A 17,126-nucleotide genomic window follows, 5' to 3' on the forward strand; every position below is an offset into this window, starting at 1 on the left:
TGCCTTGATCAGGGACGTTTGCCAGGGTTCCGGACACCCCCCACCTCCCCGTCGGCGATCCCCCTCTCTTCCCGGAGGGGCCAATCGGAGGTTCGATGATCACCCGCCGCACCCTGGTGGCCGCCGCGGCCGCTGCACTGCCTACTGTGCCGCTGCTGCTCCCCCATGCTGCCGCCGCATCCTCCGCGGCAGCGGAACCCGAGGCGTCGTCAGGGCTTTTGCCGCCCGCGAAGCAAGCCGTCGCCGTCGGCAGCGGGGGCGCCGTCGCCAGCGTCAATCCGTACGCCTCGCAGGCCGGTATCGACGTGCTGCGGCACGGCGGCAACGCGGTGGACGCGGCCATCGCCACGGCCGCCGCACTCGGTGTCGTCGAGCCGTACTCGTGCGGCATCGGAGGCGGCGGCTACTTCGTGTACTACAACGCCCGCACGAAGACGGTGCACACCATCGACGGCCGCGAGACGGGGCCGGCCCGGATGCGGTCCGACTCGTTCGTCGACCCGTTCACGGGCAAGGCGATCCCGTTCGACGAGGCCGTCAACTCCGGTCTGTCCGTCGGTGTTCCGGGCACTGCGGCGACTTGGCAGAAGGCTCTGGACGAGTGGGGCACCATTAACCTGGCCGAAGCCCTGCGCACGGCGATCCGCCTCGCGGACGACGGGTTCGTGGTCAATGACCAGTTCCGCGCCCAGACCTCGATGAACGAAGCACGATTCCGCTACTTCACCTCGACCACCGCACTCTTCCTCCCGGGTGGCGAGCTGCCCGTCGTCGGCTCCCGCTTCCGCAACCCCGACCTGGCCCGTAGCTACCGGGAACTGGCCCGTGAGGGTGTGGACGCCATGTACCACGGCGACCTTGGGCGTGACGTGGTGCGCACCGTCCAGCATCCGCCGGTGGCCGACGGCACCACAGCGACGGTACGCCCCGGGCTCATGGAGCTCTCGGATCTTGCGGCCTACCGGGTGATCCCGCGGGACCCGACGCACACCACCTATCACGGCCTGGACGTGTACTCCATGGCGCCGTCCTCGTCCGGCGGTACGACGGTCGGTGAGGCGCTGAACATCCTGGAGAACTTCCAGCTCTCACCCGCCGACCAGGTTCAGGCGCTGCACGACTACCTGGAGGCAAGCCGGATCGCGTTCGCGGACCGCAACCGCTGGGTGGGTGACCCGGCCTTCTCCGGCGTGCCGACCCAGGAACTGCTGGCCAAGGAGTTCGCCAAGGGCCGCTCCTGCCTGATCCGGCCCGACTCGTCGCTGACCAGCCCCCTCGCACCGGGTGACCCGTACAACCCCACCAGCTGCAGCTCTCAGGGCACGGGCAGCGTGGAACCGTATGAGGGACCGTCGACCACCCACCTGGTGGCCTCCGACCGCTGGGGCAACATCGTCTCCTACACCTTCACCATCGAGCAGACCGGCGGCTCGGCGATCACCGTGCCCGGCCGCGGGTTCCTGCTGAACAACGAGCTCACGGACTTCGACTTCACACCACTGCAGACGGGCGTGCCCGACCCGAACCTGCCGGGCCCGGGCAAGCGGCCGCGCAGCAGCATGTCGCCGACGATCGTGATCCGCGGCGGCAAGCCGCTGATCGCGATCGGCTCGCCCGGCGGCGCCACCATCATCACCACCGTGCTGCAAACCCTTCTCAACCGGCTCGACCTGGGGATGTCCCTGCCGGACGCGGTGGCGGCGCCCCGTATCTCCCAGCGCAACCGCACTACGACCGAGGCCGAACCGGCGTTTCTCAACTCGCCCCAGCGCAAAGCACTTGAAGCCCTCGGCGAGAGCTTTGTCCTGGCCCCGCAAGCCTTCACGCCATCGCCCGAAATCGGTGCGGTTGCGGCACTGGAGTTCGGCCCCAACGGCAAGGTGACCGCGGTGGCCGAGCCAAATCGCCGCGGCGGCGGCTCGGCGATGGTGGTCAACGAGACCCCCTGAAGCCACACCGGGACCCGTCACACCACCCCTTCCTCCCCCGGGTGACGGAGGTGGCGCGCCGGCCGACGGGCCGGCGCGCCCGCTGCCCAGGCAGGACCACCGCAGGCGGCGACTGCCAGAGCTGACCTCCTCACCGCCAGATGCATGCCGCGAAGATCAGCCCTACTGGGGATGCGTCAACCATGAGGGTCGAGACCTCGCAGACTATCCGGGCGCGCTCCCCCGGGCAGGGCCGCCGCGCCAGCCGTCGGTCAAGCGGAGGTACGAGAGATACGTTCAACAGCCGCAAGGATGTCCCGCCCGGGCCGCTTTTGTGCGGCCTGCTGCCCGGTCCTTGAGGCGGCGTCAACGACCAGACCGGTCTGGTCAGCGGGACCGCAGAGGCCGGTAGCCAGCCGGGGCGAGCTGGGCGAATTCGCTATCGACCTCGACGTTAATCGTGCCGAAGAATCTCACGGTCTCGCTGTGTGCAGGGGAGATGTGCGCAAGGAACTCGTCGTCCACCGCGCGGCCCTCGGCGCGCATCGCCGTGCCGGCCAGGCCGGCCGAAATCCCGTACGGTCATTTCCGGACTTGGCTGGGCGGCGTGGTACCAGGGGCCTTCGCCGGCCCCTGGACCCCGCTGCCCCTCTGCTTCCCGGCGCGGACCCGTTTCGTCGTGGCCTAGGCCGTGCGCGCCGGAAAGCAGAGGGTACGTGTGCCGGGCTAGGGCGGATCGCTTGCGCTCGCCTTGTCGAACCGGACGTCACCTCACTTCGGGTGGTACGGGGCATCCGTTGAGCACGGGACTCATTGCAGCCTTGGGTCCCGTTTCAGTCCCGCAGGGAAATGCCTGGTCAGAGGCTTGGTCCGCCCGGGAACGGGACTGACGGGACTGACGCTGCCAGTTATGCCGATCAGGCGCGCGCGTATGCGCGCGTACGTAGTTCTGTAGTACTACCTGTGCTGTGTGGCTCATATATAGAACCTTGAGTCCCGTCAGTCCCGTAGCCTGAGGATGGGGGCCTCTGACCAGCAATTTTGCGTGCGGGACTGAAACGGGACTGAAGCAATGCTCAGCCCCGGCCGCTTCTGGCGTCCCTGCCGGGTTCCGAGTCGGGCGGGGCTGACGGGACTGAATGTTCGACACGCTGGCTGCCGCGTGTGCTGCCACGACAGGGTGTGCGCTAGCCTCTGATCACAAGCGGAAACTTCAGTCCCGTCAGTCCCGTTGGTCCCGCCCCCTCAGGCGGGTCGCGGTACGACGGGCGCGGTGTCCGTGAGGTTGATGCCCCAGACGTAGAAGATCAGCTAGGACAAGGACTCTCTAGTGCCCGGCCAGGTTGCGGCAGGCTCGTCAACACCCCGAGGTGTCCGCTGCGATCGCGACATGCACGAGCGCCGCATCCGTGCCGGTCTCGCTGCTTCTACCGACCTTTTCCACCTGGGCCTTCACAAGGGACGCTCATGAGCAGTGCCGAGTCGGCACGCTTCGACCCCGCGGCCGCCACCGACCAGACCCTCCAGACGAGCCTCGATCTCGGTCTGCCCGGAGACCAGGCGATTCTCCCTGCACAGGCAGGAAGCGGGGGGACCCGACGAGTTGCTCCCACAGGACTGTTGCCGGACGAGCTGACCGACCGGGGCAACGCCAAGCTGTTCGCGCGCCTGTACAGCGACCGCTTTCGGCACGTGGAGGGCCTGGGCTGGTACTCGTGGGAGCAGTACCGATGGAAGCGCACTGGTGGTGAGAAGGGTGCCATGTGGGCGGCCGGGGACATGGCTGAGCAGATGCCGCGCACGGATCCGCGCGGGGTTTTCAGCGACCGTGAGGTGGCTACGCACCGGCGTCGCACACAGTCCACCTCAGGGGTGAAGGCGCTGCTGCAGCAAGCTCAGGCCGCGCCAGGACTCAGTCTCGACCCGGACTCTATGGACGGGGACATGTACGCCTTGTGTACCCCGGGCGGCGTCGTCGACCTGCGGACCGGTGAGCTGCGCAAGCCCGACCCCTTGTCGGATATGCACTCGCGCGCCACCACCGTGGGCCCGGAGAACATGCCCCTGCCGCGGTGGCGCAGCTTCCTCCGCGATACCTTCGGTGACGACGCCAAGGGTCGGGAGACGATCGCGTTCCTGCACCTGCTGCTGGGTTACTCCGTCACCGGTGACGTGGGCGCCCAAGTCCTGCCCTTCCTCTACGGGTCCGGGGCCAACGGCAAGTCCGTGCTGCTCGAGGTGATGATGCAGGTCCTCGGGGACTACGCCAACGCCGCCCCGCCCGGCTTCCTGATGGAGAAGGGGAAGTTCACCGAGCACAGCACCGAGCTGACCGAGCTGCACGGCCGGCGCATCGTGGTGTGCTCCGAACTCAAACCGAACGACAAGTTCAACGAGGCCCGCGTCAAACTGCTCACCGGCGGCGACACCATCACTGCCCGTCGCATGCGCCAGGACTTCTTCACCTTCCGGCCCACGCACAAGCTGTGGCTCCTGGGCAACCACCGGCCCGAAGTCGGCACCGGCGGCTACGCGTTCTGGCGCCGCATGAGGATCATCCCGTTTGAGCGAAAGGTCCCCGACGAACTCAAGATCGACAACCTTGCTCAGGAACTCGTCCGCGACGAAGGCCCCGGCATCCTGCACTGGCTCATCCAGGGCGCCCAGAAATACCTCACCACCAGAGACCCGCTCCACGGACCGGCCAGCGTGCGCCTGGCGACCGAGGCCTACGAGAAGACCGAGGACCACATCGGCCGGTTCATCGCCGAACGGTGCACCAAGGGGGAGGGCGGACAGCCCAATCCCGAGCTGCGAGTCGAGCAGAAGCTCCTCTACGAGACCTACGGCCGCTGGTGCTCGGACGAAGGGATCCGCCCGGCCACGAGCCGTGCCTTCGCTGGCCGCATCCGCCAGGAACTCGGCCTGGCGTCCCCAGCAGAGATGATCAAAAACAACGACCGCAAGCTCTACCCCGGCCTGGCCCTCCTCACCGACGCCGGGGCAGAGCCCGACGAATGATGCTCCGGGCAGAGTCCGACAACCGCTTGTGCAGGACTCTTGCGATAATTGCCAGAACCAGACAACCAGCGGTGAGTACGCCGCACGACCCGGCCCAAGGCCGGCCCACGGGACAGGAGGGTCCACGGCCATGAGCTCGATGCTGCAGGACAGCCAGCTCACCGACGAAGCCGAAGTGGTCTGGCTCGAGGACCCGGAAAACCTCGACTACGTCCGGCAGGCCCTCGACAAGGTGCCCACCCGCAAAGGCAAGCCACGCTACTCGCGCGACGGCCGCCTCATCGGCTACACCAACCTCCAGCCGGACGCCGCCAGTGACCCCGACTCCGGTCTCTTCGCCCGCCGCGCCTTCTTCCTCCTGCCCCACGACCGCGACAGGCAGCCTCACGGGCCCTACTCGGTAGGCGCCCCGGGCGAAGCCGTCGACCCCCGCACCATCTCGCCGGGCAAGGTCGGCGCCAAGACGCCACGCTCGCAGAGGACTGCAGAGATAGCACCAGCCGGAAGCCACGCGACGTCGGTATGACTGCGTGACACGGGACTGACGGGACCGAGCCATCAAGACGGCCGCGCGCCGCCCGAAGGAGCCTCCCGGCCCCGATGGAACCGCATGCTGATCTTTCAGTCCCGTCAGTCCCGCCACTGCTTGGATGACAGGCTGACCTGCCCACTTCCCATACGCCTGGCGCTACTCCCTCACACCCGCGGGGGCCTGGGCCGGGACCCACGGGACTGACGGGACTGAAACTTCCCCACACCTCAGCCATTCCGGCGGCACAGACGCGCACGCCGACTCGTACAACTGGCTGTGGCTCTGGACGAGGCCGCTGGGGGGCTGACTGCCGAAGGGCCCCGCTTGCCGACCTCGCTCGTGTCGAGGCCGGAATGGGGGGGCGTCTGCGCGTCAACACACGCCATCCGACCCGCGCGAAAGGGAGTTGAGCCAGTCACGTAAGGAACGTTCGGCGGCGGGCGCTGTCAGTGCTGGCGCGTAGGTTGTCCGGATGAGTTGGGACGTCTTCATCATGCGGTTTCCGCCTGAAGCCAGGGCGGTAGACGAGATCGCCGACGACTGGGAGCCGCCGAGTCTGGGCTCGGGTCGAGATGTTCGCGCTGTCCTTGCAGGGGCATTGCCGGGCCTCGAGTACTCGGAGAGCGGGTGGGGCGATTACGAGGGTCCGGGCTTCTCCATCAGCACCCCGGTCAACGAGGCTGACGACGCGCCGGTCGCCGGAGTCAGCCTCTTCATCCACGGCGACAGCGAAGCAGCGGCTCACGCTGCCCTCGCGGTCGCCGATGCGTTGAAAGCACGGGCCTTCGACACCGGGTCGGGAGACTTCCTCACCGCAGACTCCGCCCAGTCGGCGTTCGATGCCTGGTGTGCATACCGAGACCGCGTCCTGGACCAGCGCGGGACCTGAGTACCCGAAAACGGGGCCGCTGCTGACGAAGAAGGCCACCCTCGACCTGGTGGCCACCCACTGGGACGGTCTGCTGCGTCTTGCCGGGTCGCTGAAGTCCGGGCACGCCACCGCCTCTCTCATTGGCGGCAAGCTGTCCGCGTCCTCCCGCCAGAACGCGCTCGCCGCCGCGCTCAAGGAGTAGGCCCTGTTCTCGTATAGCTACGGCGGGGGGACAAGTAACTCAGCGTGACTGCAGTCGCCCCTGGCTGGCCAGGTCGGCGATCCGCGAAACGGACAGCTGGCTCGTCCCATGCAGCAGTGACCCGGCGCTCCGCTTCTCGTTCCTTCGATCATGAGGACTCTTGCCCGGATCGGGTTGCTGTCGTTCGCCCTGCTTGGCGTTGCCGCCGCCCCGCCCGTCTCCGACGCGCCCCCGTTCGTGATCATCACCAGGACCGACGGCACCACGAGCGGGGTGGGTGGGTCAACCGGTTGCTTCGGCATCGACGGCGTGATCACCAAGGCGAACGTCACCCCGGGTTACAAGGCCACCCTGTTCAGCAACTACGGCTGCCAGGGAATCAAGCTGGGTGAGGCAACGCGCCCCGTGGACTTCCACCCGGCCCTGGCCACCCACAGCCTCTTGATCACCCATCTCTGATCCGGCGGCCCCCCGTTCTGATGCTGGCGACCTTGGCGGTCGAGGCCGGGCGGTTCGCTACGGGGTGTTGCACGCTAGGGCGGTGACCCGGTTCGCGTACTCGCGGCGGGCCTTGCGCTGGGCCGGGACCGCCGGACGCCCTGACCGGCGAAAACAGGTACTCAAGAGGCTCCAGATACGTGAGGTGCCAGTTCGACCGAGCCGAGGCTGCGAACAAGGCCCCGGAACTCGAGGTTTTGCTTCGCCATACGACGGCGGCCAGACTCAGGAGGCTGGCCGCCGTCGTGTGATGTCAGGAAAGGGTGTCCTCGGCCTTGATGGTGCCGCGCTGGACTACCCACCTCTGGTTGGCGTTGGGGGTCTGGCAGGTGTAGATGAAGACGTTGTCCTGGTTGTTGCGGGAGTTACCCATGTCCAGGCACATCTCCTGCCGCGTACCGATCGTGTCCTTCACCACGAACTGTCCGTCACGCACGACGAATCTCTGGTTGGCGTTGGGGGTCTGGCAGGTGTAGATGAAGACGTTGTCCAGGTTGTTGCGGGAGTTACCCACGTCCAGACACATCTCCTGCCGCGTACCGATCGTGTCGGCGACCTTGACCTGACCGGCGTCGATCACGAACCGCTGGTTGGCGTTGGGGGTCTGGCAGGTGTAGATGAAGGCGTTGTCCAGGTTGTTGCGAGTGTTGCCGATGTCGAGACACATCGGCGCGCCGGCGGCGCGGTGCGCGTTCATTGCCGTAGCGTTTGCGGGGGAGACGACTGCGCCGAAGAGTGACGCCGTGACGGCGCCCACGGCCATGAAGCGGCCGAGGCCAGCGCTCAGGGAATCCACGATTTTCCACTCCGTTCGTTGGAGCTGGTCTAAGACCACCCCTGCGGGACAAACACGCATGGCCGCACACAAGCCGCATGCTCAGCCGCTAACTCACCGTAGTAGCAGATCAGTTGCACTGGGTAACAATGCGAGCGTTTTCACTCGTACGGGACATTCGAGACGGTTGCTGCTTCAGTCCCCGGCCTCGGTACATCGGTACAGCCGTTGGAGCTGAGAACGATCACGGTCAGGGCGCGAGTGTGCTGACCCGGTTCGCGTACTCGCGGCGGGCCTTGCGCTGAGCCGGGACCGCCGGGGTGCCCTGGCCGCCGTCGAGCGGCTGGCAGAGGGCGAGGAGCCGGCGGTGCACGATCGGGACCGCGGTGACGCGCAGGGTGTACCCCTGGCCGCGCCGCACGACCACTCCCTGGTCGAGCGCGGCCCGCTCGGCGGGCTCCAAGTCGGCCGTGCGGAGGAAGTCGGCGACCTTGCCCGGCATGTCGAGGGTGACCGGCAGCTCCGGCGCCGGAACATCCTCCTCGGCGCCGGTGGGATCGTGCAGGAGGTCGGCGACGGCCGTGCGAATGGCGCCGCGGCTGACGCCGTGGTCGCGGGCGAGGGCGGCGATCGAGCGGCCCTCCAGGTACGCGGTGCGCACGGCGTCGGTCTTGGCGGCCGCCACGGCGGGGCGGCGTCCGCCCTTGCTGCCTTTGGCCTCTGCGGCCCGCAGTCCGTCGTAGGTCAGCTCGCGCTGGAGGTCTCGCTGGAGTTCGCCGGCGGCGGCGAGGGTCTGCACCATGAACTTCACGGTGGACAGCAACTCTCCGGTGCGCGGATGGCGGGCGGTGAGGTCCATCGCGGAGAACGCGCCGTCGTGGATGCGAAGCGCCACCTGGTCGCGGTGGAGGACGTCGAGGACGTCGAGGATGTGCCCGGTGCCGCGGACGAGGCGGAACATCTCGGAGATGTGCACGGTGTCGCCCGGCCGTGCGTAGGTGAGCAGTTCGCGGAACTTCGGGCGCTGGAGGGGGTGGAGGCGGCTGGACGTGCCCGGGTCTTCCTCGAAGACGACCGGGTCCTCGATGCCGGCCTCATGAAGGACGAGGTTCTGCCGGGCGGTGGACTGCTGATCGGTCGAGACCCGCTTGTAGACCAGGTTCGCCACCGAAGGGCCCCTTCCGTACGGAGGATCGGACCCTATCTGTCGTCAAACCCTGTCAGCAATCAGCATCGGATCTGATTGGATTCGCGCCGCCATGAGCCCCCGGATTGCACGGGTTCATTGGACGCGTCGGCCGCCTGTCGTCAAAGGATCGTTTGCCGACAGGCGGCAAGCCAGGGAAGGCGGCCTCGGCTGCCCCGCCAAGGAGAGGGGCTCCTATGCGTGCGGCGGTGGGTTACGCGTGATCGAAGCGCCAGGCTCCGGATCCGTTGGCCCGGTTGGAGTAGTGGCCGACCAGGGCCGTGTGCAGACCGTTCCCGCCGGGGGCGCCGCCCCCGCTGGTGTCCAGCCAACCGCCGCTGGTGTTGTTCCAGTTGCTCAGGATGTGCACCACGTCGCCGACTCGGATGGCGCCGTCGTCGGGGGAGGAGGTCTCGGCGAAGAGGAACCACTCGCCGCTGTTGCCGTTGCGGTTCGGTGTCGCGGCCGTGTGAACGCGGTAGCGCTCGCCGGTGGAGGACGGGTCCGGCACTCCGTTCACGTCGAGGTAGGACGTGCTGCCGAGCTGGTTCACCAGGTAGACGAGGTCTCCCGACATCACTGTGGTGCCGTCGGCCTTGCCCCTCGCCGAGGCGATCTTCCAGGTGCCGCTTTCGCGATCGCGCTTGGGGGTCGAGGCCGTCTGCACCGCGAAGACAGCCTGGGGCTGCTGGGTTCCGGTGACGTCAAGGAAACCACCCGTCCAGTTCGCCCAGCCGTTCTGCAGCGTGACCGGGTCCCCGTACTTCAGCTCATTGGCCATGGCTCTCCCCTTGTCCTCCCAGGCGCGACCCCACGGCAGGGACGCGCACCCATCATGAAGCTATCCAGCAATCGACGCGAAGAGTCATGTTCGTGATGATCTGGCTGAAATGGTCTTATAACGGAAGGCGGCCTGTGCGAACACAAGAACAGATGCAGCTCGTGCGCGGTGATCAGCCGCTTGAACCGCGGATACGCGGCCCTCTCGATCGAGGTCACAGCCCACCCCGCCCCAGACGAAACCCAACATCACCGTCAACGACGCCGGTCCGAACGGGTGACGGCCGGGGCGCTCTGAGGGGCCCCGCAGCGCGGGCCGCCGGGAACCGGGCTTCCCCTTGTTCGTGCTGCTGCTGGGCTTCAGCGGCGTCATCCCGACCCAGCGGAACTGTCGGCTGGACACATGTCAAAGCGGTATCCGTCAGTCACTCACACAGATGAGCGCGGTTCGCGTCATGTCACCGGCCTTGCCCTGATGGACTCCACCCGCCCGGGTCGACTGACGCCTCCGTAAACGCGCATTTGTGGCCAATAGGTGTGAGTCCTTCACTCCCGAGGTTGCTGCCGCCGGACCTAGCGTGACGGGCATGACAGCCTCAACCGCCGCGGTCTCCCTCCAGGGAGGCTCCTGGGTCCGGACTGGACCGCTCTCCTTCAATCACCCCCTCACCGGCGCCGATGGCGCCTACGAGCAGATCGCCGAGGTTCCGGGACTCACCATCCCCTATGCCGGCTTGTGGGAGGTCTCCTACGACACCCAGCTGGCGTTCGCTCTGCAGGCGTCCGCGTCAGCAGCGTTGTTCATCCACACGGCGCTGTTCAACAACGGCGTCGTCATCCCCGGCAGTGAATCACTGACCGGATACCAGACGACCGCGGGTCTGGGTGTCCAGGTCCCCGCCAGCAAGACGTTCCTGCACACCTTCGCCGCCCAGGACACAGTGACGCTGCAGGCGTTCCGCAAGGGGCCGAGCGCCAGCGGCACCACCATCTACAGCAGTGGCGACGGGCGAACCGGAATCATGGCCCACTGGGTGAGCCCAGGCTTCTGAGCAGCTGAATCCGGCGCCCCTCTCGGCCCCTGTCGACGTCGCCTCCAGGCGCCGGACCACGGCTCGGGCGCAACGGCACCACACATTCGACTCCGGGCCGCTCACCGTCCGGGGCACAGGAAGCAATGGAAGGGCAGACCACTTGAACGCTTGGCAGTGGACCGACCAGAAGAAGCCGTCCAGCACGATCGGGGTCAGGGCCACGGTGGGCGCGGTCACCGTGACCGACACCCCCGGCGCCGAGGCCCGCCCGTACGTCTTCGTCCGCGGTCTGGACTCGCACCTGTACCTGAACTGGTGGAACGGCAAGACCTGGCTGTGGAGCGACCAGGGCATCCCGACGGGGCACCCCCTGGTCGAGTCGGTGGGCGCGGTCTCGGTCCAGGACAACGGGGGCGGCAGTCAGCGGCCGTACGCGTTCGTCGTCGGGGACGATGCGCAGCTGTACTCGAACTACTTCGACGGCACCAAGTTCGCCTGGTTCAACCACGAAGCACCCGGCGGACGCCTCGTCCGCGAAGGAGTCGGCGTCGTCACGGTGCAGGACGCCGGGACCCAGGGGCAGCGGCCCTACGCGTACGTCATCGGTGACGACTTCCGCCTGTGGGTGAACTTCTTCACCGGCGGGAAGTGGGAGTGGGCCGATCTTGGCACCCCTCCCGGACACACGATCTCCCGCCCTATCGGCGTCACCACGGTCCGCGACTCCGCGAGCGCCGGCACCCGCCCGTATGCGTTCGTCATCACCGAGAACTCCAAGGTCTGGGTCAACATGTGGGACGGCTCCACGTTCGTGTGGGCGGACCAGGGTGCGCCGGCCGGACAGCTGGTCCGCAAGGGAGCGGGCGTCGTCACGATCAGGGACGACGCGACCTCCCCGGAACGCCCCTACGCGTTCGTCATCGGCTACGACTCCCAGCTGTACGCGAACGAGTGGATCGGCGGCAAGTGGGTCTGGGAGGCGCACCAGGCGCCCAGCGGGCACCTCGTCCTGGACTCCGTCGGCGCCGTCTCCATCGCCGACAGCCCGACCAGTGCCACCCGCCCCTACGTCTTCGTCACCGGTGACGACTCGCAGCTGTACGCCCGCGAGTGGATCGGCGGGAAGTGGGGCTGGGAAGCCCACCAGACGCCACCCGGAGCCGTCATCGAGCGTCCCGGCGCGGTCACCTTCGCACGAAGCGGCACCGGCGCCACGCAACGCCCCAACGCCTTCGTCATCACCAACGACTCCGGGCTGTGGTCCCGCAACTTCTCCTGAGCGCACGGCCGTGAGCCGCTCAGCGCATCCCACCACTGGCAGGCCGCGCCGTCTAAGTCATCCGGCAAGTCCCTAGTCCTGCCTGCTCCCGTCGTCGTCCTCGTCCAGCTCTGGCCCGTCCGGGTCGCGCAGCGGGCGCAGGGCGCCGGCGGCCGGGACGCTGGCGGTGAAGCTGTAGCGGCCGAGCAGGTTCAGGTTGCGGTGCTTGAGCGGGGAGAGCCGGGCGATGTCCTCTTCGCGGATCTCGTGGCCTTCGGCCCTCAGCTGGGCGACGGAGGCGTCGATGTACTTCGTGGTCCAGAGCACGATGGCGTTGAGGACCAGGCCGACCGGTGCCGGTGGCCGAACAACTGTGCCCCCGGTCATCGGTGCCGGGGTCGATGTGATGAGGAGACAGTGATGAGTGTTGCGAGCGTTTCCGACGGCGGGTTCCTGGTCGCCGGCAACGGTATGACGCTGTACACGTTCGACAAGGACAGGCCCAACTCGGGCACGAGCGCGTGCACCGGCGAGTGCGCGACCTTCTGGCCGCCGTACAAGGCGAGCGCGACCGACGTCCCCGATGGCTCCTACACGATCGCCAAGCGCGACGACGGCACGCCGCAGTGGTGCTACAAGGGCAAGCCGCTCTACTTCTGGTCCAAGGACGCCAACCCCGGGGACACGAACGGCGACAACTACCAGAGGGTGTGGCACCTGGCCAGGCCCTAGCCGGCCGGGCGAATCGCCCCTCAGGTGACGTACACCGCGCGACGGCTGACCGTCACCTGAGGGAAGTAGCCGGCGTACGGGGCTACCCCGCGTGGCCGCGGGCGCCTCCCGCAAACGAGGCACCCGCGGCCGTCTGCTCGGACCGCTGCCCGGGCACCGTCACAGCCGACGGGACGAGGTCGAGGCGGGAGTTCATGTCCAGCTCGAACCGGCCGTAGGGGTTCACGTGCGTCCAGAACAGGGGGGACAGGGCCCGCCGGTCGGCGTCGGTGAGCATGTCGGCCCACTTCTCCTCGGCGAGGACCTGCTGCATCAGCAGCGTGTTGACGTGCACGAGAGCGGACTGCAGCAGGTGCAGGGCGAGCATGGACACCTCCTGAGACTCCTTGTCCGCCCCGGCCAGGTCGCCGTCCTTGCCGTAGAAGAGAGCCTTGTTCGCCGAGTTCCAGTTCTCCACCACCTGCAGCCCCTCGTGGATCTCCTGGCGCAGCTCGGCGTCGGCCAGGTAGTCGCAGACGAACGCCGTCCGCACCGCCCGCCCGAGTTCCTCGATCGCCTGGTAGGTGGGGTGCTTCGGGCCGCCGCGGGTGAAGCGGCGCAGGACCTGCTCGGCCTCGGCGGTGCCCAGGCGCAGCGCGGTGGTGTACTTCACGATCTGGTCGTACTGCTGGCGGATCAGGTCCCAGTTGATCGTCTTGGTCGACAGCACCGGCGCGAGGTGCGGCCACTTCTCGTCCTCGCCTGCGGCCGGCCGGTACAGCTTCGCGGAGCCGATGTTCTTCAGCCTCGGCAGGAGCTTGAAGTCGAGCATGTGGGCGAAGGCGAAGCCGACGATGGACGCGCCGTGGGTGTCGGTGTACTGCCGGTCGACCTCCATGTCGGTGCAGTGCCGCAGCACGCCCTCGATCATCGAGGCGACCTCGGAGGCCGAACAGGACGTGAGCTGGGAGTAGATGCACGCCGACTTCCGCTCGACATGCCAGTAGATCATCACGCCGGGGCCGCGGTAGCGCTGGTGCCACTCGGTCATCAGGTTCGAGGACCAGGAGCCGAACTTGCGGCTGTCGGAGGCGCACGCCGTGCCGCTGCCCCACCACATCTCGTCCCGGGCGGCGAAGGTGGCGTTGACCAGCTTCACCAGCGCGGCGCGCATGTTGGCCCGGTTGACGAACAGGTGCCGCACCCGGCGCAGCGTCGCCTCGGATTCGCCGTGCTTGCCGGTGACCGCGACGCGCTTGATGCCCATGTTGGTGCCCAGGCCGAACAGGACCAGCAGCAGCCGGCGCCGCAGCACCTCCCTGGACAGGTTCTCTCGGGTGGCGACCGAGGTGAACTCGGAGATGAAGCCGGTGTCGAACTCGGCGTACTTCACAATGTCCAGCAGGTCGATGGTGCCCCAGCGCCGCTCGATCTCGTCCTTGATGGCCACCAGGGCCTGCGGCTCCTCCTGCTTGCCGCGTGGCGAGACGCGGATCCACGGCTCGCCGTGCTTCTTGACGATCGCGACCCCGCCCGTGGTGCCCTCCGCGAGGGCCTGCTCGAAGCGGTCGAGCGAGGCCCGCAGTCTGTCCTGGAGGGCGGTGATGAACTCGCCGGCGTCCTGCGGCTGACGGATCGCGGCGTAATGAACGTCCCGGTTGTCCTCGAAATCGGCGGGCAGGTCGTCCTCCGGGTTGCGCCACCGGTTCGCGCCCACCACCCAGATCTCCCGCCGCCGCAGCGCGTCCCGCAGCGCCACCAGCACGCACAGCTCATACGGGATGCGCTCGACCCGGCCCTTGTCGTCGACCACCGCCGCCCGCCACTGCTCGGGCACCACGCCCTCCAACGGCACCGCCTCCGCCGGGTCGAAGAACGCACCCTCCTTCAACGGCTGCTCCAGGTACCGCTGGAGAAGGTCGATCGCATCCATCACCGGCCGGTAGGCGGTGTTGTTGCACTTCAACTCCAGCGCCCGCAGCAGCGGCGACAGCATCCGCCGCCAGTGCGCCGAGTACGACGACCGCAGCACCGTACGCACCCGCGCCTTGTAACGGGCCTCGTTCGCCGCGGCCTCCGCCGCCAGGGCCTTGAGCGTCTTCTCCCCGCCCACCACCGGGAAGATCACCCGCCGCACGGTGCCGGACGGCTCCGACAGCGCCGCCTCCGCCACCCGCAGCAGCATCGCCTCCTTGCCGCGGACCTTCTTCAGCTCCGCCCCCAGCTCCTTCTCGACCTTCCGCTCCGCCCGGGTGTTGATCTTCAATACGAGCTGGATGAACAGGTCCACCAGCGAGTCAGTGATCTCCGTCTGCCGGACATGGCACAGCGCGGCCAGCAGCGTCAGACGCCGCGGCGGCTTCATCCGCTCCAGGTTCGCCGGGTACTCCTTCGACGCCCGCGCCCGCCAGGCATCCACCAGCTTCTCCGACACATCCCCGAACAGATCCGCGGGCAGCGCCAGACGCCGCACCCGCTCCAGCTTGTTCACCTCCGCCAGCAGACTCTCCAGACCCGGAGCCCCGGGGTCGGTCTTCAGCTCGGTGAAGTGCGACCGCCCGCCCCCGGCCGCCGCACCGTCGCCGCCCATGCCCTGCTCGGTTCCGTCGCCCGCGATCAGGTCCTCCAGCCGCGAGCGGGTCGCGTGGCTGAGCCGGTCCAGGGTGCTGCGGCAGAACCGCTTCTCGAAGTCCTTGACCGCCTTGCCGACCAGGCGCCGCACCTGCCCAGGCGCTGGCGGCTCGATGTGGTCGTTGCGGCAGCGGGCCACGACCGCGGCCGCGAGCCGGTCCCGCGACAGCTCCACCGGGCACAGCTCGGTGGCCAGCCACACGGCCAGCCGGTCCTGGTCCTCCTCGGTGTTCGCCCGGAACCCGTACGCGGCCCGGATCTCGCCCCGATGGCGCTGGATTGCCTTGCTCTGCCAGTCGTACTCCGCCCACGCCGCGGCCGGGACCTTCACTTGCTGAGCCACGTACTCCACCGCGGCGGCCGGCACCTCCTTGGCCGACTCCGCAAACCGGGCCTCCACCTCGAAGAACTTCAGCAGCAACGCGAACCCGAGCCGGGTCGCCCCGGACTTGTTCCGCACCCGCTTCATGTCGTCTTCGAGCAGCGTCCAGACCTCGATCAGGTCCTCCGGCTCCCAGTCCTGCCGCACCCGCGCCCCTCCGCCTCGGCCGAGATCACTCATTCAGCTCAACGAGGCGCCCAGCCAAGGGAAACGACCAGCAGGGATCACACAGCGCTACATGTCCGCTCGCCGTAGCTATACGAGAACAGGGCCGAGTACGGGGCTATTCGGCGCACGATCTACGCGGCGAAGTACTCGTCGGACGAGGGCTACCGGCGCAAGATCGCCCGACAGCTGAACAAAGGCGAGTCCATCCACTCCCTGCGCCGCCAGCTCCACTACGCCCGCGAGGGAAAGGTCACCCGGCGCCAGCCCGAGCAGAACGAGCAGGCGTGGTGCCTGACCGCCATGACCAACGCGGTCATTTGCTGGCACACCGAGTACATGGGCCTGGCCGTCGACCAGATGCTCGGCGCCGGCCGCGAGGTAGACGCCGCGGTCCGGGCGCACATCGCCTGCCCACAGCTCGGCGGTGAACTACTACGGCTCCATCACTGTCGACTACAACGCGAGCTCGCCCAGCTGGACGAGAAGCGCCACCGCCCATTGCGGACCGTGGTCAACGACGACCCGGCAACCGGGCTGTAGCGCGGATCCTCGGCCGGCGTCGCGCGGATGACGGTTCAGCTGGAAGAGCTCTCGTTGAGGAGTGAGGCGAGGCGTCGAGGATGCGCTGGAGGCCGAACTCGAAGAGGGCGTCGAGGTCGAGATCGTAACCGGCCCGGGCGAGGTGGGTGAGCGCGGGGAACCGGCCGGTGGCCAGAATCGCCGGGAGCGCGGGCTCCTGGGTATCCGTCCGCTCCTCGCTGTCGAGGCCGCTGTGCGCCTCGGCCTCCCGCTCCGACTCCAGGTTGACGGCGATACCGCGGGCGTAATTGAGCAGCATGAGGTGCGCGGTGAAGGCCGACAGCAGGGCGAGTCCGTGGGCGTCAGCGTGGCAAGCATCCACTCGCTGTACGGCAGTGCCGAGGTGATCATCTGGGGGCGAGTCACCGACAGGGCCGGTGCGAGCCACGGGTGGCGGCGGAAAAGGTCCCAGAGCTGCCGGGCCGCCAGCTCGATCGCCTCGCGCCAGCCCGCGGGCGGGTCGGCGGGCAGCGGGTCCTCCGCGATGACCGCGTCCATCATCCGCGTCAGCAGGTCGTCCTTGTCGGCCACGCGCCGGTACAGCGACATGGTCACCACCCCGAGCTCGGC

General features: G+C 68.1%; 14 protein-coding genes and 2 pseudogenes. 10 read left to right on the forward strand and 6 right to left on the reverse strand.

Going from position 1 to position 17,126, the window contains the following annotated elements:
- The first annotated feature begins 95 nt into the window (after positions 1-95).
- The 6 genes from ggt (at position 96) to ACZ60X_RS33705 (ending at position 7,013) form a co-directional block, all read left to right on the forward strand.
- Complete coding sequence (gene ggt, locus ACZ60X_RS33680; RefSeq protein WP_469606713.1) at positions 96-1,949, forward strand: gamma-glutamyltransferase; 1,854 nt, start codon at positions 96-98, stop codon at positions 1,947-1,949.
- 1,446 nt (positions 1,950-3,395) lie between these two features.
- Positions 3,396-4,949, forward strand: a complete 1,554-nt coding sequence (locus ACZ60X_RS33685; protein ID WP_469606716.1) for a DNA primase family protein — start codon at positions 3,396-3,398, stop codon at positions 4,947-4,949.
- Between the two features lie 130 nt (positions 4,950-5,079).
- Positions 5,080-5,475 (forward strand): DUF6009 family protein, encoded by a 396-nt coding sequence (locus tag ACZ60X_RS33690; protein ID WP_469606719.1) that lies wholly within the window; start codon positions 5,080-5,082, stop codon positions 5,473-5,475.
- Positions 5,476-5,953: 478 nt separating this feature from the next.
- Positions 5,954-6,370 (forward strand): hypothetical protein, encoded by a 417-nt coding sequence (locus ACZ60X_RS33695; RefSeq protein WP_469606723.1) that lies wholly within the window; start codon positions 5,954-5,956, stop codon positions 6,368-6,370.
- On the forward strand, positions 6,330-6,554 hold the full coding sequence (locus ACZ60X_RS33700) for a Tn3 family transposase (RefSeq protein WP_469606726.1): 225 nt from the start codon (positions 6,330-6,332) through the stop codon (positions 6,552-6,554). Before ACZ60X_RS33695 ends, ACZ60X_RS33700 begins: the two co-directional genes overlap by 41 nt.
- Positions 6,555-6,704: 150 nt before the next feature.
- A complete protein-coding gene (locus tag ACZ60X_RS33705; protein ID WP_469606728.1) occupies positions 6,705-7,013 on the forward strand; it encodes a hypothetical protein in 309 nt (102 codons plus the stop codon).
- 292 nt (positions 7,014-7,305) lie between these two features.
- Here ACZ60X_RS33705 and ACZ60X_RS33710 read toward each other — a convergent pair whose 3' ends face one another.
- From ACZ60X_RS33710 to ACZ60X_RS33720, 3 genes are all read right to left on the reverse strand, one after another.
- A complete protein-coding gene (locus tag ACZ60X_RS33710; protein WP_469606732.1) occupies positions 7,306-7,749 on the reverse strand; it encodes an RICIN domain-containing protein in 444 nt (147 codons plus the stop codon).
- A 328-nt stretch (positions 7,750-8,077) separates the two neighbouring features.
- The gene (locus ACZ60X_RS33715) at positions 8,078-8,995 is read right to left on the reverse strand and encodes a recombinase family protein (RefSeq protein WP_469606735.1); all 918 of its coding nucleotides are present in this window, start codon (positions 8,993-8,995) and stop codon (positions 8,078-8,080) included.
- A 232-nt stretch (positions 8,996-9,227) separates the two neighbouring features.
- Positions 9,228-9,794 carry a hypothetical protein gene (locus tag ACZ60X_RS33720; RefSeq protein ID WP_469606738.1) on the reverse strand — a complete coding sequence of 189 codons (567 nt, stop codon included), beginning with the start codon at positions 9,792-9,794 and terminating at the stop codon, positions 9,228-9,230.
- Positions 9,795-10,380: 586 nt separating this feature from the next.
- Here ACZ60X_RS33720 and ACZ60X_RS33725 point away from each other — a divergent pair.
- Together ACZ60X_RS33725 and ACZ60X_RS33730 are read left to right on the forward strand one after the other, a co-directional pair.
- Complete coding sequence (locus tag ACZ60X_RS33725) at positions 10,381-10,845, forward strand: hypothetical protein (protein WP_469606741.1); 465 nt, start codon at positions 10,381-10,383, stop codon at positions 10,843-10,845.
- 142 nt (positions 10,846-10,987) lie between these two features.
- Positions 10,988-12,106, forward strand: coding sequence for a PLL family lectin (locus ACZ60X_RS33730; RefSeq protein WP_469606743.1), 1,119 nt, complete (start codon positions 10,988-10,990; stop codon positions 12,104-12,106).
- 72 nt (positions 12,107-12,178) lie between these two features.
- On the opposite strand, the pseudogene ACZ60X_RS33735 reads toward ACZ60X_RS33730, so the two are convergent.
- Positions 12,179-12,436, reverse strand: a pseudogene (locus ACZ60X_RS33735) (Tn3 family transposase); the annotation flags it as partial.
- Positions 12,437-12,505: 69 nt separating this feature from the next.
- On the opposite strand from ACZ60X_RS33735, the gene ACZ60X_RS33740 reads away from it, so the two are divergent.
- The gene (locus ACZ60X_RS33740) at positions 12,506-12,817 is read left to right on the forward strand and encodes a COG4315 family predicted lipoprotein (RefSeq protein ID WP_469606746.1); all 312 of its coding nucleotides are present in this window, start codon (positions 12,506-12,508) and stop codon (positions 12,815-12,817) included.
- 82 nt (positions 12,818-12,899) lie between these two features.
- Here ACZ60X_RS33740 and ACZ60X_RS33745 read toward each other — a convergent pair whose 3' ends face one another.
- Entirely contained in the window at positions 12,900-15,989 is a 3,090-nt protein-coding gene (locus tag ACZ60X_RS33745; protein WP_469606748.1) for a Tn3 family transposase, read from the reverse strand.
- A 90-nt stretch (positions 15,990-16,079) separates the two neighbouring features.
- Between ACZ60X_RS33745 and ACZ60X_RS33750 the strand changes: the two are divergent.
- A pseudogene (locus tag ACZ60X_RS33750) lies at positions 16,080-16,517 on the forward strand (Tn3 family transposase); the annotation flags it as partial.
- Here ACZ60X_RS33750 and ACZ60X_RS33755 read toward each other — a convergent pair.
- Positions 16,489-16,878, reverse strand: a complete 390-nt coding sequence (locus ACZ60X_RS33755) for a TetR/AcrR family transcriptional regulator C-terminal domain-containing protein (protein ID WP_469606752.1) — start codon at positions 16,876-16,878, stop codon at positions 16,489-16,491. The pseudogene ACZ60X_RS33750 and the gene ACZ60X_RS33755 sit on opposite strands and share 29 nt — an antisense overlap.
- Positions 16,879-17,126 lie beyond the last annotated feature (248 nt).

The organism is Streptomyces sp. NPDC104106, assembly GCF_055584345.1.